This window comes from Pseudomonas sp. GM18, assembly GCF_000282195.1.
Taxonomy (GTDB): Bacteria; Pseudomonadota; Gammaproteobacteria; order Pseudomonadales; family Pseudomonadaceae; genus Aquipseudomonas.
Genome location: NZ_AKJT01000075.1, coordinates 39,020 through 60,066 on the forward strand (window position 1 = coordinate 39,020; position 21,047 = coordinate 60,066).

Annotated in this window: 17 protein-coding genes; all 17 read left to right on the plus strand. The window is 49.8% G+C overall.

Features of this window, described 5'->3' with window-relative positions; all coding sequences use genetic code 11:
* Positions 1–223 precede the first annotated feature (223 nt).
* The gene (locus tag PMI21_RS09105) at positions 224–1,738 is read left to right on the plus strand and encodes a hypothetical protein (protein WP_007939935.1); all 1,515 of its coding nucleotides are present in this window, start codon (positions 224–226) and stop codon (positions 1,736–1,738) included.
* A gap of 58 nt (positions 1,739–1,796) precedes the next feature.
* Positions 1,797–2,786, plus strand: coding sequence for an FAD-binding oxidoreductase (locus PMI21_RS09100; RefSeq protein ID WP_007939936.1), 990 nt, complete (start codon positions 1,797–1,799; stop codon positions 2,784–2,786).
* 12 nt (positions 2,787–2,798) lie between these two features.
* Entirely contained in the window at positions 2,799–3,572 is a 774-nt protein-coding gene (gene rfbF / locus PMI21_RS09095) for a glucose-1-phosphate cytidylyltransferase (RefSeq protein WP_007939937.1), read from the plus strand.
* Position 3,573: 1 nt separating this feature from the next.
* Positions 3,574–4,656 carry a CDP-glucose 4,6-dehydratase gene (gene rfbG / locus PMI21_RS09090; RefSeq protein ID WP_007939939.1) on the plus strand — a complete coding sequence of 361 codons (1,083 nt, stop codon included), beginning with the start codon at positions 3,574–3,576 and terminating at the stop codon, positions 4,654–4,656.
* A 28-nt stretch (positions 4,657–4,684) separates the two neighbouring features.
* The gene (gene rfbH, locus PMI21_RS09085) at positions 4,685–5,998 is read left to right on the plus strand and encodes a lipopolysaccharide biosynthesis protein RfbH (RefSeq protein ID WP_007939941.1); all 1,314 of its coding nucleotides are present in this window, start codon (positions 4,685–4,687) and stop codon (positions 5,996–5,998) included.
* 3 nt (positions 5,999–6,001) lie between these two features.
* Entirely contained in the window at positions 6,002–7,720 is a 1,719-nt protein-coding gene (locus tag PMI21_RS09080; RefSeq protein ID WP_033064113.1) for a thiamine pyrophosphate-binding protein, read from the plus strand.
* Positions 7,717–8,667: an NAD-dependent epimerase/dehydratase family protein gene (locus PMI21_RS09075; protein WP_007939943.1), complete on the plus strand. Its 951-nt coding sequence runs from the start codon at positions 7,717–7,719 to the stop codon at positions 8,665–8,667. Before PMI21_RS09080 ends, PMI21_RS09075 begins: the two co-directional genes overlap by 4 nt.
* On the plus strand, positions 8,667–9,044 hold the full coding sequence (locus tag PMI21_RS0128230; protein WP_033064114.1) for a GtrA family protein: 378 nt from the start codon (positions 8,667–8,669) through the stop codon (positions 9,042–9,044). The genes PMI21_RS09075 and PMI21_RS0128230 overlap by 1 nt, the downstream gene beginning before the upstream one ends.
* Entirely contained in the window at positions 9,037–9,969 is a 933-nt protein-coding gene (locus PMI21_RS09070) for a glycosyltransferase family 2 protein (protein ID WP_007939944.1), read from the plus strand. Before PMI21_RS0128230 ends, PMI21_RS09070 begins: the two co-directional genes overlap by 8 nt.
* A 21-nt stretch (positions 9,970–9,990) precedes the next feature.
* A complete protein-coding gene (locus PMI21_RS09065; protein WP_238541226.1) occupies positions 9,991–12,285 on the plus strand; it encodes a DUF7024 domain-containing protein in 2,295 nt (764 codons plus the stop codon).
* Between the two features lie 356 nt (positions 12,286–12,641).
* Positions 12,642–13,673 carry a GDP-mannose 4,6-dehydratase gene (gmd, locus tag PMI21_RS09060; protein WP_007939947.1) on the plus strand — a complete coding sequence of 344 codons (1,032 nt, stop codon included), beginning with the start codon at positions 12,642–12,644 and terminating at the stop codon, positions 13,671–13,673.
* Complete coding sequence (locus PMI21_RS09055) at positions 13,673–14,569, plus strand: GDP-mannose 4,6-dehydratase (protein WP_007939948.1); 897 nt, start codon at positions 13,673–13,675, stop codon at positions 14,567–14,569. The genes gmd and PMI21_RS09055 overlap by 1 nt, the downstream gene beginning before the upstream one ends.
* Positions 14,570–15,715, plus strand: a complete 1,146-nt coding sequence (locus PMI21_RS09050; RefSeq protein WP_007939949.1) for a glycosyltransferase family 4 protein — start codon at positions 14,570–14,572, stop codon at positions 15,713–15,715.
* The gene (locus PMI21_RS09045; protein ID WP_007939951.1) at positions 15,712–16,821 is read left to right on the plus strand and encodes a glycosyltransferase family 4 protein; all 1,110 of its coding nucleotides are present in this window, start codon (positions 15,712–15,714) and stop codon (positions 16,819–16,821) included. Before PMI21_RS09050 ends, PMI21_RS09045 begins: the two co-directional genes overlap by 4 nt.
* 109 nt (positions 16,822–16,930) lie before the next feature.
* Positions 16,931–17,902, plus strand: coding sequence for a UDP-glucose 4-epimerase family protein (locus tag PMI21_RS09040; RefSeq protein ID WP_007939953.1), 972 nt, complete (start codon positions 16,931–16,933; stop codon positions 17,900–17,902).
* Positions 17,899–18,927 (plus strand): MraY family glycosyltransferase, encoded by a 1,029-nt coding sequence (locus PMI21_RS09035; protein ID WP_007939954.1) that lies wholly within the window; start codon positions 17,899–17,901, stop codon positions 18,925–18,927. The genes PMI21_RS09040 and PMI21_RS09035 overlap by 4 nt, the downstream gene beginning before the upstream one ends.
* A 93-nt stretch (positions 18,928–19,020) precedes the next feature.
* Positions 19,021–21,015, plus strand: coding sequence for a polysaccharide biosynthesis protein (locus PMI21_RS09030; protein WP_033064127.1), 1,995 nt, complete (start codon positions 19,021–19,023; stop codon positions 21,013–21,015).
* The last annotated feature ends 32 nt before the right edge of the window (positions 21,016–21,047 follow it).

Below are 21,047 nucleotides of genomic sequence, written 5' to 3' on the forward strand. Positions count from 1 at the left end.
ATGACTAGCCGGCAGTGGCTAAGGCGTGAGCCTTGGTCAGGCTGGCAGTTAAGGATTGACCCATGGGCGCAGACCCATTGAGCGAGTATTCGTACGCTTGACCTGATCCTCGGATATAATCCGAGGATTTTTGACTTGGCAGATACCTGATAGAGGTGAACGTTGGCTCTGGATTTCAAGTAATGTCGAGAGCGATAGCTGCAAATTAAAATGGACGGAGTTTATGAGCGAATCTTTGGCTATACGCAATTTTAAAATTGGTTTGATTGATCTGGCCATTGTAGTAGCTATGCTTGTTGTGTTTGTTATAGCTATGTATCCGTATGTCAGGAATGGTTTTTGGTTTGATGACTCATTGAATAGTCAAACTTGGGGGCTGATCAATAGGGCTGATACCAGTGTTTATGATTTTTCGATAAAAATTATGACAAGCTGGTTTCATGCTGGAAGGCTAATGCTTTCATTTCCTTTTATTTATGGTTTTTACTATTTGATACATGACCCGGTTTGGGTCAGAGTTGTTGATGTGGCACTGGTTGCCGTTAATATTGGTTTAGTGGTTTATCTTTTGCGCTTTTTGCAAGTTTCATGGCAAGTGGCTGGTTTGTTTGTTTTGTTTTTGTTAGTGTGCTTTCAGATCAGGGATTATCATGATCCTATCGCCTCCTATGCAACTTTTCTTCAGGTCTTGGTTATTGAGTTAACGGTTTCTTTGGTGTTTTTGGTGAGGTGGCTCAAGACTGGTTCTGTTTTCTCTTTGTTATTGTCTTCTTTTGTTGCGTTGCTGTCTGTGTTTTGTTATGAGTTAAATGTTATTTATGTGCCGATCGCACTTTTAATAATAGTTTTTTCCTCTCGTCAAAAAAAATGGCAGGCAATATTGGTTGTCACTGTTCCGTTTGTTTTTTTTGTGCTGGCGACTTTGTATATCAAAAGTGTAGCCGCAGCGAAATACTCCGGTTCGGATTTTGGCGCGCTTGAGAAAATTCCGATCACTTATTTTGTTCAGTTTGTTTCGGGTTTTCCAGGGAGTTTCTATTTCTTGAGGGGGGAGAATGATTTTTCATTCATGAATGCTTTTGCATCGATGAGAAGTCATACGGTGTCAGCGTTTGGTTTGATTGCGCTATCTTTGTTCTGCTTTTGGTCATTCTCTCGGAAAACAGATACTAATAGTGGCGGTGCGCCGGTAATTGGCATCGTTTTGGTTGCGCTGGTGTTGTTGTTTTTTCCGCCATTGTTGATTGCAATGTCTTCTAGGTATCAATCCGAGTTGTCGTTCGGGCTTGGTCACATAGCAGTCTATTATCAATATTTCGGTTTTTCTCTTCTGGCGGCATTTGGGTTGTTTTATGCGTCACAGCGAATGGCTGGGGGAGTCAGGTTGCTATTGTGCTTAGGCTTTTCGGGGTGGTTAGGGTTTAATTTTATTGTGAATCTTGATCGGTCTGAAAAGGTTGATGCTACGTTCGAAGAACCAAGAGCATCATTAGTTCGCGCTCTTAAATCTGGATTGTTTGAATTGGTTCAGGATGGAGATATTGTAGAGATTCCTGATCAACCTATATTTATTAATGGGAATTTGATATATCAGGTGATTCAAAAGAGAGTTTATGTTCCGGATGAGCAGGCAATCGCTGGACTTTTTGATGTAAAACCGAATGAGGCCGCAAAAGTGTACAGGCTTACTCGGCAGGCTGAGCTGCCGCGCGAGTGGCAGTTAAGTCTAGTAAGGTAGGTCGGCCTATTCGCGCTGTCTATTGTCATTGGCAAAATTTACATAATCGGTTGAAATTATGGCTTTAGTAAAAATATGCAATGGCAAGAGCTTTGACTCAGTAGTGGGTGAGTCAATGCTCGACAATGCCAGAACTCAAGGGATAACGCTTGAGTATAGCTGTAGGACCGGCCGCTGCGGCGTTTGCAAAGCAAAAGTAGTGAGCGGTGATACGGAGGCTTTCAAGGGAGAGCTTTCGCTAAGCGAAGAGGAGCGTGATGCCGGGTATATATTGACCTGCTGCCGCTATGCTCAATCTGACGTAGAACTTGATGTTGAGGATATTAGCGCGCTGGCCGATATCAGCATCAGAACCTTGCCCTGCAGAATTGATGGCATTGAGAAACTCGCACATAACGTTGTTGAGATTACGTTGAGGCTTCCTCCTAAAAGCAAGTTCACGTATGTACCCGGTCAATATCTGGATGTCATCGGAGCTGGTGGTGTTCGTCGGAGCTATTCCATTGCTAATGCCCATCGCGCAGATGAAAAGCTGGAACTGCATATACGGGAAGTGGATCAGGGCGTGATGTCGCAGTATTGGTTTTCTGACGCTAAAGAAAATGACCTTTTGCGGCTTGAAGGGCCGCTGGGAACGTTTAGTCTGCGCGAGAAAGAATTGAAAAATATTGTCTTTTTAGCGACGGGTACGGGCATTGCGCCGGTGAAGGCCATGCTGGAGCAAATGTTAAGCACGCCGGCGGCCGCGGCAGGTAAAAATATCTATATCTACTGGGGTGGCCGTACTCAAAGCGATATTTACTGGAAGCCGGATTTTCACGCTTTGGATCCTGTTTTCATACCGGTGTTGTCGCGACCAGACTCGTCATGGACGGGACGAACAGGCTATATACAGACGGCTTTATTGGAAGATTCTGTTGATCTTGCTCAGTCGGTGGTATATGCCTGCGGCTCAGAAGATATGATTTTTTCTGCACATGAAGTATTAGTGGCCGCGGGACTCTCGGCCAAAAACTTTTATTCAGATGCATTTGTGCGTTCAAACTGATCAGGAGGGATTATGAAGGCAGTAATTTTAGCGGGTGGCTTAGGGACGCGTCTGAGCGAAGAAACCAGTATTCGACCAAAGCCAATGGTAGAGATCGGTGGAAAGCCGATACTTTGGCATATCATGAAAATGTATTCTTCTCATGGCATCAATGACTTTGTTATCTGTTGCGGATACAAGGGCTATTTAATAAAAGAGTATTTTGCTAATTACTTCCTGCATATGTCTGACGTTACATTCGATATGCGCGAAAACAGTATGGAAGTTCACGGTAAGCGCGCCGAGCCCTGGAATGTGACATTGATCGATACGGGTGACGTTTCGATGACGGGTGGGCGTTTGCGGCGAGTGGCAGATTATGTCCGTAACGAAGAGGCATTCTGCTTTACCTATGGCGATGGCGTCGGGGATATGGACATCAGTGCCGCGGTAGCTTTTCACAAGCAACATGGTAAAGCAGCGACGCTCACTGCCACTTACCCACCAGGTCGTTTTGGCGCGCTGGATATTCGAAAGGGCCAGGTACTCAACTTCAAGGAAAAGCCCAAGGGTGATGGAGCCATGATTAATGGCGGATTTTTCGTACTCACTCCCAAAGTACTTGATTATTTGACTGACGACAGCACCGTATGGGAGCAGGAGCCCCTGATGAACCTTGCGGCGGACGGTCAATTGATGGCGTACGAGCACCATGGTTTCTGGCAGCCGATGGACACTTTGCATGACAAAAACATGCTCGAAAATCTATGGCACAATGGCAAGGCTCCGTGGAAAACCTGGGATTAATATGAAAGCTACTGTCGCACCTGCCTTCTGGAAAGGGAAAAAAGTCTTCCTCACCGGCCATACTGGCTTCAAGGGCAGCTGGTTGTCGCTCTGGCTGCAGGGCATGGGTGCGCAAGTCAAAGGTTTTGCGCTCACGCCGCCTACGGCTCCGGCGCTGTTCGACGAAGCTCGTGTCGGTGAAGGAATGCAGTCGGAAATCGGTGATATTCGCGACCTGCAAGCCGTTACCGAGAGCATGACCGGTTTTGACCCGGATATTGTGATTCACATGGCTGCCCAACCTCTGGTCAGGTTGTCATACCGTGAACCGGTGGAAACCTACGCAACCAATGTCATGGGTACCCTCCATGTGCTGGAAGCGGCTCGCCAATGCCCGAATCTAAAGGCCATTGTCAATGTCACGACCGACAAGTGCTACGAGAATCAGGAGTGGGAGTGGGGCTATCGCGAAGATGAACCCATGGGAGGGCATGATCCATATAGCAACAGTAAAGGCTGTGTAGAGCTGCTTACCTCGGCTTATCGCAAATCTTTTTTTAATGGCGAAAAGTCGGCGGCCCTGGCTTCTGCGCGTGCAGGTAACGTCATCGGCGGCGGAGATTGGGCAGAAGATCGCCTCATTCCTGACATTCTTCGCGCTGTCGAAAAAAATCACCCGGTGATCGTTCGCAATCCGCAGGCTACACGCCCTTGGCAGCATGTTCTGGAGCCGCTCGGCGGCTATCTGGTTCTGGCACAGCAATTATGGGAGCATGGCCACACGTTTGCCCAAGGCTGGAACTTTGGCCCCAGGGACGAAGATGCGAGACCGGTGGAGTGGATACTTAACCATATGGTCGAAACGTGGGGTGCTGGCGCTAGCTGGGAACTCGATGAAGACCCGCAGCCACATGAAGCCCGCTATCTCAAGCTTGATATCTCCAAGGCGCGTGCGCGCTTGAACTGGACCCCGACATGGGATCTGGAAACAACACTCATCCGTATCGTCAATTGGCATCGTGCATGGTTGCATGGCGAAGACATGCGGACCTGTTGCATGGATGAAATTGACGGCTATATGGCAGCTATGGCCGTAAGTAACTAATTAACTAAAGCTTTAAGTAGGAAATCTCATGACACCCGATATGCTCCGTCAGGAAATCAGCCAGCTCGTTGAGCGTTACGCCCAAACAGCTTTGGCTGCCAAACCTTTTGTCCCTGGTGAAAGTGTCATTCCTCCATCAGGGAAGGTGATTGGCGCACGCGAACTGCAACTGATGGTGGAAGCATCCCTCGATGGTTGGCTGACGACAGGCCGCTTCAATGCTGAGTTTGAAAAAAAACTCGCCGACTTTCTGGGCGTCAACTACCTGCTTACCGTTAACTCCGGCTCCTCTGCCAACCTGGTGGCCTTCAGTACCCTGACGTCGCCCAAACTCGGTGACCGTGCGATCAAAAAGGGTGATGAAGTGATTGGCGTGGCAGCCGGCTTCCCGACAACCGTCAATCCTATCGTCCAGTTCGGCGCCATTCCTGTGTTCGTCGATGTTGATATGGCGACTCACAACATCAATGCTGACCTGATTGAAGCGGCCATCACGCCAAAAACCAAAGCCATCATGCTTGCCCATACTTTGGGTAACCCCTTCAATCTGAAGAAGGTCAAGGAGCTGTGCGAGAAGTACAATCTCTGGCTGGTCGAAGATTGCTGCGATGCGCTCGGTGCTACCTATGACGGTAAGCTGGTCGGTACTTTTGGCGATATCGCAACCCTCAGTTTCTATCCTGCGCACCACATCACTATGGGGGAGGGCGGTGCAGTTTTCACCAACAATGCCCAGCTCAAACTGATTGCCGAGTCTTTCCGCGACTGGGGGCGGGATTGCTACTGCGCTCCGGGATGTGACGATACGTGCGGTAATCGTTTTGGTCAGCAGTTCGGAAGCCTGCCTCAGGGTTACGATCACAAGTATGTATATGCACACTTGGGCTACAACCTCAAAATCACTGATATGCAGGCAGCCTGCGGTTTGGCGCAACTGGATCGTGCTCAAGAGTTTATCGATACTCGCAAGCGTAACTTCAACCTACTCAAGGACCGTCTTGCTAGTTTGAGCGAATTTCTTGAAATCGCTGAAGCTACTCCTAATAGCGATCCTTCCTGGTTCGGATTTCCGGTTACCCTCAAGGAAAGTGCTGGCGTCAACCGTGTAGACTTGCTCAAGTTTCTCGACCAGAACAAGATCGGCACCCGGTTGCTTTTCGCAGGAAACCTGACTCGTCAACCTTACTTCCACAACATCGAGTATCGTGTGGTCGGTGAGTTGACCAATACTGACCGTACTATGAATCAGACCTTCTGGCTCGGTGTGCAGCCGGCGTTGGGGCAGGAGCATTTCGATTACGTTGGTGAGAAGTTGGAAGAGTTCTTCGGGATTGGTTTCTAAAATATGAAAGCTTCAGATGCAGTAGCAAAAGTACTTGCAGACAATAATGTTCTGTATGGTTTTGAGCTTATTGGTGGGATGATTACCCATCTGGTGGACAGTATTAATTTGTTAGGTAAAACAAAATTAATATCTATGCACCACGAGCAAGGCGCAGCCTTTGCTGCATCTGCAGTTTCACGTGCTACCAATCATAAGGTCTTGGGTGTGGCGTTGGGGACAAGTGGCCCTGGCGCAACAAACCTGATGACTGGCATTGCTGATTGCTGGCTCGATAGTCACCCGTGCATATTTTTAACTGGCCAAGTCAATACTTACGAACTAAAAGGTGACAGGGCGATACGTCAACAAGGTTTCCAGGAACTGGACAGTGTTGCGCTGGTTAAAAGTATCACCAAGTATGCTTACCAAGTCACTCATGTTGATGAGTTGATTCCATGTCTGCTCAAAGCCATTAAAATCGCTAAAGAAGGTCGTCCCGGCCCGGTGTTGCTGGATATTCCGATGGATATCCAGCGCGCCGAGATTGATGACTCGACATTGAGCGGTTTTTTAACTTGCCAGAGTGACGTTGGAAATAGCGACAACGATTTTTTGGATTTTGAAGTTGTTAACTCCAAGTTGGAGCGAGCCTGTCGACCGTTGTTTCTTATTGGCGGAGGGGCGGTTAATGCACCTGGCTTTCCTGAGTGGCTTTCGCTGATCAATCAGTTGGGAATTCCTCATGTTGCCAGCTTGAAAGGTGCTGAAAAACTGCCGGCGAGTGATTCTTATCTTGGCATGTTAGGTGCCTATGGCACTCGGGTCGCAAATTATGCTGTTCAGAACTGCGACCTTCTGATCGTTTTAGGTAGCCGTATGGATGTGCGGCAGACGGGGGCAAAGCCTGAAAGCTTCGCCCCGCATGCGGAGATAATCCAGTTCGATCTTGAGCAGGGGCAACTCAACAACAGAGTGAGTGCTCACTTTTCATACGAAATCAGCCTGGATAAAGTTTTTGCGCAGTTCATACGATATGGGAGCGAGATCAATCCTGAGTGGAAGCTTTGGCTGGATGGCTTGACGCGAAAGTTCAAACAGACTTTTGTCGATGAGTACTCGGATTGGAAAATTAGCCCATTCAACTTGTTTAGTATGTTGAATGAGCTCGCAGAGGGGCGAGCGCTTGACTACGTGGCGGATGTCGGCAATAACCAGATGTGGGCCGCGCATACGATCAAACTGAGCAAAGACCAAGCCATGCATCATTCAGGTGGCTTGGGCACGATGGGATTTGCGATTCCCGCTGCTGTTGGGGTTTGTTATGCTACCAATAAGCCAGTAGTTGTTATTACAGGTGACGGCGGTGCGCAACTCAATATTCAGGAGTTGGATATTATTGCGCGCGATCAACTCCCTATATTGACAATTGTTTTGAATAATCACTCGCTGGGCATGGTCCGTGGTTTTCAGGAAATGTACTTTGAGGGGCGGAACTCATCAACTTATTGGGATGGTTATACCTCTCAGTTTGAAGCAATAGGTAATGCCTACGGTGTCAAGTCGAGCAGTGTGTTTGATCTTGAGCAGTTCCGTGTCGCAGTACTAGAGTTTTTTAATGAGCAAAAACCTATGCTGATTGAAGTGCTTATGCCTGATGCCAGAGAGTGCCGACCGAGATTGGAATTTGGTCGCCCTATTGATGAGCAGACGCCTATACTTCAGTTGGATGTCAATGAATGAATATTGCGATATTGGGCGCCAATAGTCATATTGCCAAAGACTTGGTTGCCTCTTTTGCCAATAGCACAGGCTATCATTGCCAGCTGTTTTTGCGAGAGGTGGCTGCGCTGGATTCGGATATTCGAAGAATTGCTGAACGCAAGTCATATCCGGTGTTGGATTACTCCAGTTTCAGTGTTGATAGTTGTTTTGATGCAATTATCAATTTTGTGGGCGTTGGTGATCCCGCACGTGCAAAAATGATGGGCGCGCAAATTTTTGAAGTGACAGAGCAGTACGATCAACTGGCGCTGTCCTACCTGAAGCAGCATCCATCGTGCAAGTATATCTTCCTCAGCAGTGGTGCTGCTTACGGCTCAAGCTTTGAAGAGCCTGTGGGTGAAGGTACTAAAGCTTTATTTCCAATAAATAACTTACAATCACAAGATTGGTATTCGATCGCAAAGTTTTATGCCGAATGTCGCCATCGTGCGATGCCTGATTTAAATGTTGTTGATGTAAGAGTGTTTGGCTATTTCAGTCATCGGCAATCTATAGATGCGCGTTTTTTCTTGAGCGATATCTTACGAGCCATTAAGTCAAATCAAGTGTTGGGTGTGTCGCCAGAGAATATGGTGAGGGATTACCTGGCTCCGGCTGATTTTTTTCAGTTGGTTAAAAAAATACTTTCTGCTCCTCCGGCAAATGATGTTGTTGATTGTTATACATTGGAGCCGATCGACAAGTTTTCTTTGTTGTCCAGTATAAAACATGAGTTTGGCCTTCAGTTCGAAGTGGTTGGCGACAGCGCAAAACTAAATGCCACAGGGGCCAAGTCAAACTACTATTCGCTCAATCGTAATGCTGAAAAGTTTGGCTACATGCCTGTTGAGTCATCATTGAGTGGCGTTTTGAGCGAGATTGAATTGTACCTTGGTAACGACGCCGTTAGGGAAGTCAGGTTGTGATGCTTCGTAATCTACTAAAAGTAAAGTTCCTGAGGTTCTTGCTTGTCGGCTTGTTGAACGCTGCTTTTGGTTATGGCTGCTTTGCAATATTTATCTATTTTGGTCTCCACTACAGCGCTGCGTTATTTTTGGCGACCATTTTAGGTGTGGCGTTCAATTTTAAAAGTACAGGCTCATTGGTTTTCGGCTCTAAAGATAATAGGCTGATCGTTAGGTTTGTTATTGGGTATGCGTTCGTATATTGCATCAATCTCGGGGGTATAGCGAGTCTTGCATGCTTTGGGGTTGTTCCGTATGTGTCTGGTATAGCATTGATTCTTCCGATGGCAATACTGTCCTTCTTTATAAATAATAGGTTTGTTTTTAATTATGCGTAAGCTTATAAGTATCGTGACGCCGTGTTACAACGAAGAAGCTAATATTGATGAGCTTTACCAGCGTATCTGCGATGTTATGTCCAAGCAGGATTATGACTACGAACATATTTTTATTGATAATTGTTCAACCGATGGAAGTATTCCGAAGCTCAGAGGGATCGCTGCCCGAGACAAGCGGGTTAAGCTGATTCTGAATGCCAGAAACTTTGGCCATATACGCTCACCCTATCACGCGCTATTACAAACTAAAGGTGATGCGTGTGTTTTGATCGCTTCTGACCTTCAGGACCCGCCTGAGATGATTGAAGAATTCATCCGGAAATGGGAAGAAGGTTTTAAAACCGTCCTAGCGGTCAAGCCTGAGAGCGAAGAATCGCCGTTGATGTTTTTTGCCAGGAAGGCTTATTACCGGTTTGTTTCCCGGATATCAGAAGTCCCTCTTGTAAAAAATGCCACGGGCGCGGGGCTGTTTGATCGCGTTGTCATTGATATCTTGAAAAAGATTGATGACCCTTATCCTTACTTCCGGGGACTTCTTTGCGAGATCGGTTTCCCCATCGCCACCGTTCCTTTCAAACAGCCACGGCGTCAGCGCGGAATTACGAAGAATAATTTTTATACCCTCTATGATATCGCAATGCTGGGTATAACAAATCATTCGAAAGTTCCTTTGCGTCTGATGGTTATGGGGGGCGGGGTACTTGCTCTACTCAGTTTGTTAATAGCCTTTTGCTTCTTTGTCGCGAAAATACTGTACTGGGATTCCTTTCAGCTCGGTGTTGCGCCGATGTTGATTTCTCTGTTTTTCTTCAGTTCGGTGCAAATACTATTTCTAGGTATGTTGGGCGAATATATAGGGTCGGTGCATACGCAAGTTCGTAATATGCCGCTTGTGGTTGAGTCAGAACGCGTAAATTTTGATTAGTTTAGTGGGAAGTTGATAGCTGTGATCTCAAATAAAATGCTCGGCGGTGTGCCAGAAATAAACCCGGAACCACCGCTTGTGTCTTTGTGGGCGGCTTTCAGAGGGGACTGGAAATTAATAATTTTTGGTTCTGTCTTGTCCTTGTTTCTGGCGAGCGTTTTAATGACTGGTTGGCCGGCCGGACTGTGGCCAAATATCTCTTACCCATACTCATATTCTGTGGATAGTCTTTTTCATGCGTGGATGGCTCAGCGTGTAGCTGAGGGCTGGGTGTTTGATAATCCCCGAAGCGGCTATCCGTTTGGTTCGAATTTTTTAGACTTTCCGGGTTCTGATTTTGGTAGTCATTTAATTATCAAAACTCTCGCTATGTTGTCGGGTGATAGTTTTGTTTCTGTAAATCTGTTTTTTTTGCTCGGTTTTTCTGTTGTATTTGCCTCCGCTTTCTCTGTTGCTAGAGTGTTTGGCATTTCGCGTTGTTTTTCGTTTGTTGGTGCATTGCTTTTTGCATTTTTGCCATTTCATTTTCTTCGGATTGTTCATTTATTTTACACTTGGTATTTTGTTGTTCCGTTGTTTTTTTACTGGGCTTTTTCTATTTATAGTTGTAGGGGTGATGGTTTTATAGATGTTAATAGGGGGCGATGGTTTAATAGGGTGGGGGTGTTTTTTGTTCTTTTAGTTCTTTCATCTTTTGGGGTTTATTATGCATTATTTGGTATAATAATTATTTTGCTGGCGGGCTTTTTGAATTTACTCAGATTTAAAAATTTTTTGGGAGTGAAGCGGGCGTTAGCGATATCTTTTGTCTTGGTTCTTGGGGTTTTGATTAATGTAGCGCCAAATTTAATAGGTGCGCGTGAAAACGGTGTCAATACAGAGGTTGCTCAGAGGTCTCCGGTTGAAGCTGAAATATACGGTTTTAAATTAATTCAGTTGATCCTTCCAAGAGCTGATCATCGAATTTCTAGCATGGGTGCATTTACAAATTTTTATAATTCTTCATTTCCGTTGGTTAATGAAAATTACATGTCAACTCTGGGTGTTGTTGCGTCTCTGGGGTTGTTAATGACTTTTTTGTTTCTGCTTGCCTCGGTGGTCGGGGTGAGGATGGATTCAAAGATCAGTTTGTTAGTAGCAATCGTTGTTGTGCTTTTTTTGGTTGGTACAGTTGGAGGGTTGGGTGCGGTTTTTTCTTCATTAATATCGTCGTCAATTAGAGGGTGGAATAGGGTTAGTGTTTTTATCGCGTTTGCAAGTATACTGATTTTCTTTATTGCCATTCAGATGCTTATAAATAACTTTGCAGCGAGATTTTCGGTTTATTCATTTGTTGCGGCATTGTTTGTGCTTGTAATTGGTATATATGATCAGACGGTTCCTGCTTGTACGGCTTGTAACTTTCGTGAAAAAACGACCTACGAGAGTGATCGGGATTTTGTAAGAAGTATTGAGCAATCGCTACCTGAAGGGGGAGCTGTTTATCAATTACCTTACATGGCATTTCCGGAAACTCCAGTCCTCAATCGTCTCGTCAATTATGATCTTGCTGCAGGATTTCTTCATTCGAAGGCTCTTCATTGGAGTTTTGGAGGGATGAAGGGGCGCGATGGTGATATGTTCTATCGGTCTCTTGCTCGGGAACCTATGGATAAGCAGTTGGAAGTTCTGCGGCGCTTGGGGTTTAATGGTATTTATATTGATCGGCGTGGTTATGTCGACAATGCACAGGCTTTGGTCGAGAATTTAACTAAGTTACTTGGTGTACCACCTCTGTTGATTAGCTCAAATGGAGAGCTTGTTTTTTTCAAGTTGAACTCGGTTGAAAGTGCCAATTTGGTGGGGCTTAGTGTAGGGCAGATAATGGAGAAGTCCGGTTATCATGTAGATCATTTGGGGCCTCGGTATTTCGCTAGCTTACAGGAAGGGATAGATTTTACTCGGGCGGGTTGGCCCGATTTTATTTCTAACGCTACTGGGTTTTCGGTAATTGAGCCGTGGGGGCGTTGGTCCGATAAAAACGTTTCTTCGAATATTCTTCTGAAATTTAGTTCTCCGTTACCACAAAAATTCACGCTGATTTTGACTGCGCGGGCTTTTGCTTCTAACGCGAATAAACCTATAAAAGTTATGGTTGGTGCCCGTGAGTATTCGATAGAGCTTTCCAGCGAAGTATCGGAAGTTCGATTGGACGTTGATCAAAAGGGGGGGGCGGTAGATAGCATTTCGTTCTTTCCACCCGCACCGATCTCTCCTGGCGGCGGTGATATGCGTAAGCTAGGGATTGGCTTTGTATCATTGCGACTTCAATTTTAGGTGGTGACTATTTTATGAGTATTCCGTCACTGCTAGTTGGTAAGGTGTGTCAAGGCGGGCTAGAGCCGATATACAAGAGTTTAAGTTGATGTGAATAAAAGACCTCGCCACTTTTGTGATGGGGTTTTTTATTGAGGTTTCCTGTAGTTCGCTCGGAAAATTACAGATCGTCTAGCTTTTTTTTGGTGTGTGTGCTACTGCGTTCGAGCGACAGGAGGCGTGAGTTTCTGCATCCTGTAAAGTTCCTTTAGGGGGGGCAATTTAGGTATCATTACAAACTAGAGTCGCTACGGCGCCCACCGCGCATGTTGATGAGCAAACCAACCAAGGCTCAAGATGGAGTTTAGAGGATTCGCATGAAAGCAATTGTTACTGGCATCACTGGTCAAGACGGCGCCTATCTGGCGGAACTGCTGCTGGAGAAGGGGTACACCGTATACGGTACCTACCGTCGTACCAGTTCTGTCAATTTCTGGCGTATCGAAGAGTTGGGCATCCAGTCCAACCCTAATCTGCATTTGGTCGAATACGATCTGACCGATCTGTCTGCCAGCATTCGTTTGCTGCAGACCACCGAAGCCACCGAGGTCTACAACCTTGCGGCGCAGAGCTTCGTGGGTGTTTCGTTCGAGCAGCCGATCACAACTGCCGAAATCACTGGCCTCGGCGCAGTAAATCTTCTCGAAGCGATTCGCATCGTTAATCCGAAGGTTCGTTTCTACCAGGCATCCACCTCCGAGATGTTTGGCAAGGTGCAAGCTATCCCGCAGGTCGAAAGCACGCCTTTCTATCCGCGCAGCCCTTATGGCGTGGCCAAGCTCTACGCTCACTGGATGACCATCAACTATCGCGAGTCGTACGGAATTTTCGCGACCAGCGGTATCTTGTTCAACCACGAATCCCCACTGCGTGGCCGTGAGTTCGTGACCCGCAAGATCACTGACTCCGTAGCCAAGATCAAACTGGGTCTGTTGGACAAGATGGAACTGGGTAACCTCGACGCCAAGCGCGACTGGGGTTTTGCCAAGGAGTACGTCGAAGGGATGTGGCGCATGCTGCAGTCCGATGAGCCGGACACCTTCGTATTGGCGACTAACCGCACCGAGACTGTTCGCGACTTCGTATCCATGGCTTTCAAGGCCGTTGGTATTACCATTTCCTGGGCGGGTACTGCAGAGGCTGAGCAGGGCACTGATGCGGCTACCGGTAAGGTGCTGATCACCATTAACCCGAAATTCTACCGCCCGACTGAAGTTGAGTTGCTGATCGGCAACCCGGCCAAAGCCAAGGAAGTTTTGGGTTGGGAGCCGAAAACCTCTCTGGAAGAGTTGTGCCGCATGATGGTCGAAGCGGACCTGCGTCGTAATGAGCAAGGATTTTCGTTCTGATGACCATTGCTGGCAAACGTGCTCTGATTACAGGTATTCAAGGTTTCACCGGTCGTTACATGGCGGATGAACTTCGGGCTCATGGCTACGAGGTTATCGGGTTGGGCAGTCAGCCTTCCGACGATCGCAATTATCACCAGGTGGACTTGGCCGATGGCCCTGGTCTGCGTACGTTGCTGGCAAAGATTCAGCCGGATGTTGTAGTTCATCTCGCGGCATTGGCGTTTGTCGGGCATGGCGCAGCGGATGCGTTCTATCAAGTGAATTTGATAGGCACGCGCAATCTGCTGGAAGCCGTCGCGGCCAGTGGGAAATCCCTGGATTGCGTGCTGATCGCCAGCAGCGCCAATGTCTATGGCAATGCTTCCGGTGGCCTGTTGTCGGAGACCACAGCTCCGGCGCCGGCCAACGATTATGCCGTTAGCAAGTTGGCCATGGAGTACATGGCCAACCTTTGGCACGAGCGCCTGCCTATCGTCATTACCCGCCCTTTCAACTACACCGGTGTTGGCCAGGCCGAGAACTTCTTGTTGCCGAAAATTGTTTCGCATTTCCGTCGCAAGGCGCAAAAGATCGAATTGGGCAATCTTGATGTCTGGCGCGATTTCAGTGATGTTCGCGCGTTGGTAAAGGCCTATCGAGGACTCATCGAGGCCAAGCCGCTGGGGCAGACTATAAATGTCAGCTCTGGTAATACCCATTCGCTTCGTGAAGTCATCGATCTGTGCAAAGGGTTTACCGGGCACGATATTGTGGTCGAAGTAAATCCAGCTTTCGTGCGTGCCAATGAAGTGAAGACGTTGTGCGGGGACAATTCGCGGTTGCGTGCACTGGTTCCCGGCTGGACAACCCCTCCACTGGGCGAAACCCTGAGCTGGATGCTGACGGCCGAATAAATGAAGTTAATTCTTTCTGTTGAGCCAGTCCGTTTTCCGCTGACCGGTATTGGTCGTTACACCTACGAATTGGCGCTGCGATTGCAGCAGAATCCGGAAATCACCGACCTGCAGTTTTTCGCCGGTCGGCGATTTTTGCCTGCGCTGCCTACGGCTGCCAACGAATCGGGTAACGGTTATGGCTTGAAACGAGCGGTGCAGAAAAACTTCCTGGCGGTTGAAGCCTATCGGCTTCTTATGCCGTTGCTCAGGAAGCAAGCGTTAAAAAATCATGGTGATTTTCTTTACCATAGCCCGAATTATTTCCTGCCGCCCTTTGCCGGCCGCAGTGTTGCTACTTTCCACGATCTGTCTCCGTTTACCTGGTCTCACTGCCATGCGCCGCAACTTGTGCGCTATTTGCAGAAAGAGCTGAAAACCACGCTGGTACGAGCAGACGCGTTGATCACGGACTCCGAGTACACACGTAAGGAGTTGGCGGAGTATTTCTCCTGGCCGATTGAGCGTATCCATACGGTGCCGCTGGCCAGTTCCGCCGAGTTTCATCCTCGTAGCGCGGACGAACTCAGAAGCACGCTTGCGCGCCATGGTCTTGAGGTGGGTGGTTACAGCCTGTTTGTCGGGACGATCGAGCCTCGCAAGAATATCGAAACGTTGCTTGATGCTTATTCACGTCTGCCGCTGGAAGTGCGCAAGCGTTGGCCTTTGGTGCTCACCGGCTACCATGGCTGGCGGAACGAGAGCATTCACCAGCGGCTCGAAAGCGCACGGCGTGAAGGCTGGGCCTATTACCTGGGGTTTGTACCCAGTGAAGACCTTCCTCTGCTGTTTGCCGGCGCTCGACTGTTTACCTTTCCGTCGTTGTATGAGGGGTTCGGCTTGCCGGTTCTGGAGGCCATGAGCTCTGGCGTTCCTGTCGTTTGTTCAAACAGCTCCTCACTTCCGGAAGTCGCTGGCAATGCGGCCCTGATGTGCGAAGCCATGGACGTCGAAACGTTGACAGGGCTTATCCGGCGGGGGCTGGAAGATGAGTCGTGGCGTTCCAGCGCCGTCGAGCAAGGCTTGTTGCATGCGGCGAGATTTTCGTGGGAACGCTGCGCAATGGAAACACTTGAGGTTTATCAGAAGGTGGTCAAGGGACAATGATCAAGGTTCTGCACTTCTTCAAGACATACTACCCGGAGACTATGGGTGGCATTGAGCAGGTTATCTTTCAGATTGCTGAAGGTGGGACAAAGCACGGCTTTGAGTCCGAAGTTCTTTACCTCAGTGAGCGAGGTGCGGCGCGTAATGAACAGGTGGGGCACCACCTGACTCATCGCTCCAAACTCGACCTGCATGTAGCGTCGACCGGTTTCTCGCTATCGGCGTTCAAGGATTTTGCCGAACTGGCGCATAAGGCAGACATTGTTCACTACCATTTTCCGTGGCCTTACATGGATCTTGTGCATTTCGCCAGTCGAATCCGCAAACCCGCCGTTGTCAGTTATCACTCTGATATCGTCAAACAAAAGACACTGCTCAAGCTTTATCAGCCATTGATGAACCGCTTCTTGTCCAGCGTTGACTGTATCGTTGCTTCATCTCCCAACTACGCTGAAAGCAGTCCGGTGCTGACGCGCTTCAAAGACAAAGTCCGCGTTGTTCCCTATGGGCTGGATCGGCAAACCTACCCGACGCCCTCTGCTGAAAAGCTGGATTTCTGGCGCGCACGCCTTGGGGAACGTTTTTTCCTGTTTGTGGGGGCGCTGCGCTACTACAAAGGGCTGGACTACCTACTTGAAGCTGCAAAAACCACTCAATTGCCCGTTGTCATTCTGGGGGGCGGCCACCTTGAAATGGAGCTGAAAGCTCAGGCGAATCAATTGGGGCTGTCGAATGTACATTTTCTCGGCGGCTTGCCAGATGAAGATAAAGCGGCTCTGCTGACGCTCTGCTATGCGTTCGTTTTCCCGTCGCACCTCAGATCCGAATCTTTCGGTATTTCGTTGCTTGAGGGGGCCATGTACGGGAAGCCGATGATTTCTTGCGAGATTGGCTCCGGCACGACTTACATCAATATCGCAGGAGAAACCGGGTTGGTTGTGCCTCCTCGCGATTCTGCCGCGCTGGCGCAGGCAATGAACCACCTCTGGAATCAACCAGCGGTTGCGGCTTCGATGGGTGAGGCGGCTGCACAGCGTTTTGAAGAAGTGTTTTCAGCTGATTCGATGGCAAAATCCTACGCAGAGATTTATCGGTCCCTGCTTTGACGTAGTGGCTCCAGGCCTGACTTCAGTATTTGCAGCAAATCATCTATGTTCGAAACGTCTCTGCGGACGGGCAGAGCATAGATGTTCTTTGTATTCCCAAGGGTCACCGATGAGATCAAAAACATTCCTGGTTACCGGTGGCAGTGGTTTTCTAGGGCGCGCACTGATTCAACGATTGGTGCAGTTGCCCGACTGTGCTGTTGTGGCGCCGGTCCGGGCCACGTCTGCGGTGCTCCCGGTGGGGGCGCGCGTCCTACCGTTGACGACTCTCAATGGCACAAACGATTGGAGTGACGCGCTTGCCGACGTCGATGTTGTAGTCCATGCGGCTGCTCGTGTTCACGTCATGAAAGACGTTTCTCTCGATCCGCTGGCGGCGTTTCGTGAAGTCAATGTCGAGGCGACGTTGAACCTTGCTCGCGAGGCTGCGGCGTCCGGAGTGAAACGCTTTATCTACATCAGCTCGATCAAGGTAAACGGCGAGGGTACTCGGCCCGGCACTGCATACAGGGCCGATGACGTGCCGGCTCCGATTGACCCTTACGGGATCTCGAAGCTTGAGGCTGAGCAAGGCTTGAAGTTACTCGCCGCCGATACGGGCATGGAAGTGGTCATCATCCGCCCGGTGCTGGTCTACGGGCCCGGCGTCAAGGCCAACTTCCTCAGCATGATGCGCTGGTTGTACCGTGGCGTTCCTTTGCCTTTCGGCGCCGTCCACAACCACCGCAGTCTTGTTGCCATAGACAATTTGGTGGATTTGATCGTGACGTGTTCCGATCATCCGGCGGCGGCCAATCAAGTGTTCCTGGTCAGTGATGGCGAGGACGTATCGACCACGCAACTGTTGCGCAAGCTGGCGGGCGCTCTGGGCAAACCTGCCATCTTGTTACCGATTCCTGCCTGGCTCATGAGTGGCGTGGCAGCGTTACTGGGTAAGCGAGCGCTGTCTGATCGTATTCTCGGTTCCTTGCAGGTTGATATCAGCAAAAACCGACAACTCCTGGGCTGGACTCCTCCGGTCCCCTTCGATAAAGCGTTGGGTCAGACGGCGCAACATTTTCTGGATTCCCGTAAATCATGAGTTATGGCTGGTTTATCCCTGTCATCGGTGCTGTGTCTTTTTCCCTTACCTGGGCGCTGCGTCATTACGCTCTGTCTCGAAGCCTGATGGATATTCCCAATGCCCGAAGCTCTCATTCGGTTCCCACGCCTCGGGGGGGAGGGGTTGCGATTGTTCTGGCGTTTACATTGGCGTTGGGAATGCTTTTGTTTGCCGGGTTGATGCCTTCCTCACCGTTTTTGGCAATCGTCGGTGCAGGCGCTCTGATCGCCCTTATCGGATTTATGGATGACCACGGACACATCGCCGCCCGTTGGCGTTTGCTGGGGCATTTCGTTGCGTCGATGTGGTTGCTGTTCTGGTTAGGTGGATTGCCGGCCGTCGAGATCTGGGGGGGAACGTTCGACCTCGGTTGGTTGGGCCATGTGTTGGCGGCGTTCTATCTGGTGTGGTTGCTCAACCTTTACAATTTCATGGACGGTATCGATGGCATTGCCAGCGTCGAGGCGATTTGTGTTTGTCTTGGCGCGTGTCTTCTGTATTGGGTGGATGGTGCGACGGACCTGGTCTGGGCGCCATTGCTATTGGCCGTTTCCGTTGCGGGTTTTCTCTTTTGGAACTTCCCTCCCGCCAGGATTTTCATGGGGGATGCCGGGAGCGGATTCCTGGGCATTGTGCTCGGAGGGCTGTCGCTTCAAGCTATGTGGTTCTCTGCCGACTTACTGTGGGGCTGGCTGATTTTGCTCGGCGTATTCATCGTCGATGCGACATTCACCCTGTTTCGCCGTTTGCTCAGAGGCGATAAGGTTTATGAAGCGCACCGTAGCCATGCCTATCAGTTCGCCTCCCGGCGGTTTGGCAAGCATTTACCGGTTACTGCGGCTGTTGGGGCGATCAATTTGCTTTGGTTGTTGCCAATCGCTCTAGGGGTTACACATTATGGCCTGGACGGTAGTTTTGGCATGATTCTGGCCTATGCTCCACTGCTTGTACTGGCAATAAAGTTTCGCGCGGGAGACCTCGAAGGGGCATCAATGAAGAACTGAGCAACAGTCCTGTCATTTGTGTCTAACGTGGATTGGATGCGCCTATAGAGTTGCGGCAGGTGAGGAGAGGTGGCTGAGGTGTTTGAAGAGTTCATGGATAAGGTCAGGCAGCGTCTTGTAGGGCTTCCCAGACGGCAAAAACGACTGATTCAGGTAGGCACAGATATTTTTCTGGTTTGGCTCGCCCTGTGGTTGGCGTTTATCGTCCGATTGGGTGTTGATGACATGTACAACCCCCTCAAGGTCCATTTCTGGCTGTTTGTCAGCGCTCCTGTCGTCGCCATTCCGTTATTTATCCGATTCGGCATGTATCGCGCTGTCATGCGCTATTTCGGTAACGATGCGTTGATTGCCATTATCAAGGCCGTCAGCCTGTCTTCGCTGATTCTGGCGGTCGTGGTCTACTGGTACAGCAACCACCAAACCGTCGTCCCGCGCTCCATCATCTTCAACTACTGGTGGCTAAGCCTCGTCATCATCGGCGGCCTGCGCCTGTGTATGCGTCAATACTTCATGGGCGACTGGTTCACCGCCGCCCAGCACGTACCGTTCGCCAGCCGCGACGACGGCCTCACCAAAGTCGCCATTTATGGCGCAGGCGTGGCAGGCAATCAGTTGGTTGCCGCGTTACGCATGGGCCGGGTGATGCGCCCAGTGGCCTTCATCGACGACGACTCCAGCATCGCCGACCGCTCTATCTCTGGCCTCCAGGTCTACAAACCCAAACACATCCAGCAGATGATCGACGTTACTGGTGCACAGGAAATTCTCCTGGCGCTGCCGTCATCTACTCGCGCTCGACGCAGGGAAATTCTCAATCTGCTGGAGGCTTACCCCCTTCACGTGCGAAGCGTTCCTAACTTCACCGACCTGGCCAGCGGTCGGGTCAAGGTTGAAGACATTCAGGAAGTGGATATCGCAGACTTGCTGGGCCGTGATGCCGTGCCAGCCCAGGCCGATTTGCTCGAACGCTGTATCAAAGGCAAGACCGTGATGGTCACTGGCGCCGGCGGTTCGATCGGTTCGGAGCTGTGCCGGCAGATATTCTCGCTCGGCCCGACCACGCTTCTGCTGTTTGAGCACAGTGAGTTCAACCTCTACAGCATCCTGTCGGAACTGGAGCAGCGCGCCTGCCGTGAATCGGTCTCGGTCAAATTGCTACCCATCCTCGGTTCCATCCGTAATCCGCATAAACTGCTTGATGTGATGAAGACTTGGGGGGTGGACACCGTCTACCATGCCGCTGCCTACAAGCATGTGCCAATGGTCGAGCACAACATTGCCGAAGGTGTGCTGAATAACGTTATCGGAACCCTGAATACGGCTCAGGCTGCGTTGCAGTCGGGGGTCGCCAACTTCGTGCTGATCTCCACCGACAAGGCCGTACGTCCGACCAACATCATGGGCAGTACCAAGCGCCTGGCGGAGCTGACGCTTCAAGCCTTGAGCCGTGAAATTGCCCCTGTGCTGTTCGGCGATAAAGCCAATGTATCGCGCGTCAACAAGACCCGTTTCACCATGGTGCGCTTCGGTAATGTACTGGGGTCTTCCGGTTCGGTGATCCCGCTGTTCCACAGCCAGATCAAATCCGGCGGCCCGCTGACCGTCACTCACCCGAAAATCACCCGCTACTTCATGACCATCCCCGAAGCCGCGCAACTGGTGATTCAGGCCGGTTCCATGGGGCAGGGCGGCGATGTGTTCGTGCTGGATATGGGCGAGCCGGTAAGGATCGTCGAGCTGGCGGAGAAGATGATTCACCTGTCCGGCTTGAGCATCCGTTCCGAGCGAAATCCCCAGGGCGATATTTCGATCGAGTTTACTGGCCTGCGTCCGGGAGAGAAGCTCTACGAAGAGTTGCTGATCGGCGATAACGTTGCCGCGACGCCACATCCGATGATCATGACCGCCAACGAAGACCATTTGTCCTGGGACGTGCTCAAGGGGCGTTTGACCGAGTTGCTGCTTGCCGTCGAACAGGATGATTACTCCCGCGTCCGTCAACTTCTACGCGAAACGGTCAGCGGCTACACGCCCGACGGGGAGATCGTCGACTGGATCCACCAGCAACGCCGCCTCGAACCCTGATTGTTTCACATCCTGTAACGGACACACTTTTG

Bases quoted from the DNA above. Each gene is read 5' to 3' on its own strand.
- PMI21_RS09105 (WP_007939935.1), top strand. From the start codon at position 224: ATGAGCGAATCTTTGGCTATACGCAATTTTAAAATTGGTTTGATTGAT.
- PMI21_RS09100 (WP_007939936.1), top strand. From the start codon at position 1,797: ATGGCTTTAGTAAAAATATGCAATGGCAAGAGCTTTGACTCAGTAGTG.
- rfbF (WP_007939937.1), top strand. From the start codon at position 2,799: ATGAAGGCAGTAATTTTAGCGGGTGGCTTAGGGACGCGTCTGAGCGAA.
- rfbG (WP_007939939.1), top strand. From the start codon at position 3,574: ATGAAAGCTACTGTCGCACCTGCCTTCTGGAAAGGGAAAAAAGTCTTC.
- rfbH (WP_007939941.1), top strand. From the start codon at position 4,685: ATGACACCCGATATGCTCCGTCAGGAAATCAGCCAGCTCGTTGAGCGT.
- PMI21_RS09080 (WP_033064113.1), top strand. From the start codon at position 6,002: ATGAAAGCTTCAGATGCAGTAGCAAAAGTACTTGCAGACAATAATGTT.
- PMI21_RS09075 (WP_007939943.1), top strand. From the start codon at position 7,717: ATGAATATTGCGATATTGGGCGCCAATAGTCATATTGCCAAAGACTTG.
- PMI21_RS0128230 (WP_033064114.1), top strand. From the start codon at position 8,667: ATGCTTCGTAATCTACTAAAAGTAAAGTTCCTGAGGTTCTTGCTTGTC.
- PMI21_RS09070 (WP_007939944.1), top strand. From the start codon at position 9,037: ATGCGTAAGCTTATAAGTATCGTGACGCCGTGTTACAACGAAGAAGCT.
- gmd (WP_007939947.1), top strand. From the start codon at position 12,642: ATGAAAGCAATTGTTACTGGCATCACTGGTCAAGACGGCGCCTATCTG.
- PMI21_RS09055 (WP_007939948.1), top strand. From the start codon at position 13,673: ATGACCATTGCTGGCAAACGTGCTCTGATTACAGGTATTCAAGGTTTC.
- PMI21_RS09050 (WP_007939949.1), top strand. From the start codon at position 14,570: ATGAAGTTAATTCTTTCTGTTGAGCCAGTCCGTTTTCCGCTGACCGGT.
- PMI21_RS09045 (WP_007939951.1), top strand. From the start codon at position 15,712: ATGATCAAGGTTCTGCACTTCTTCAAGACATACTACCCGGAGACTATG.
- PMI21_RS09040 (WP_007939953.1), top strand. From the start codon at position 16,931: ATGAGATCAAAAACATTCCTGGTTACCGGTGGCAGTGGTTTTCTAGGG.
- PMI21_RS09035 (WP_007939954.1), top strand. From the start codon at position 17,899: ATGAGTTATGGCTGGTTTATCCCTGTCATCGGTGCTGTGTCTTTTTCC.
- PMI21_RS09030 (WP_033064127.1), top strand. From the start codon at position 19,021: ATGGATAAGGTCAGGCAGCGTCTTGTAGGGCTTCCCAGACGGCAAAAA.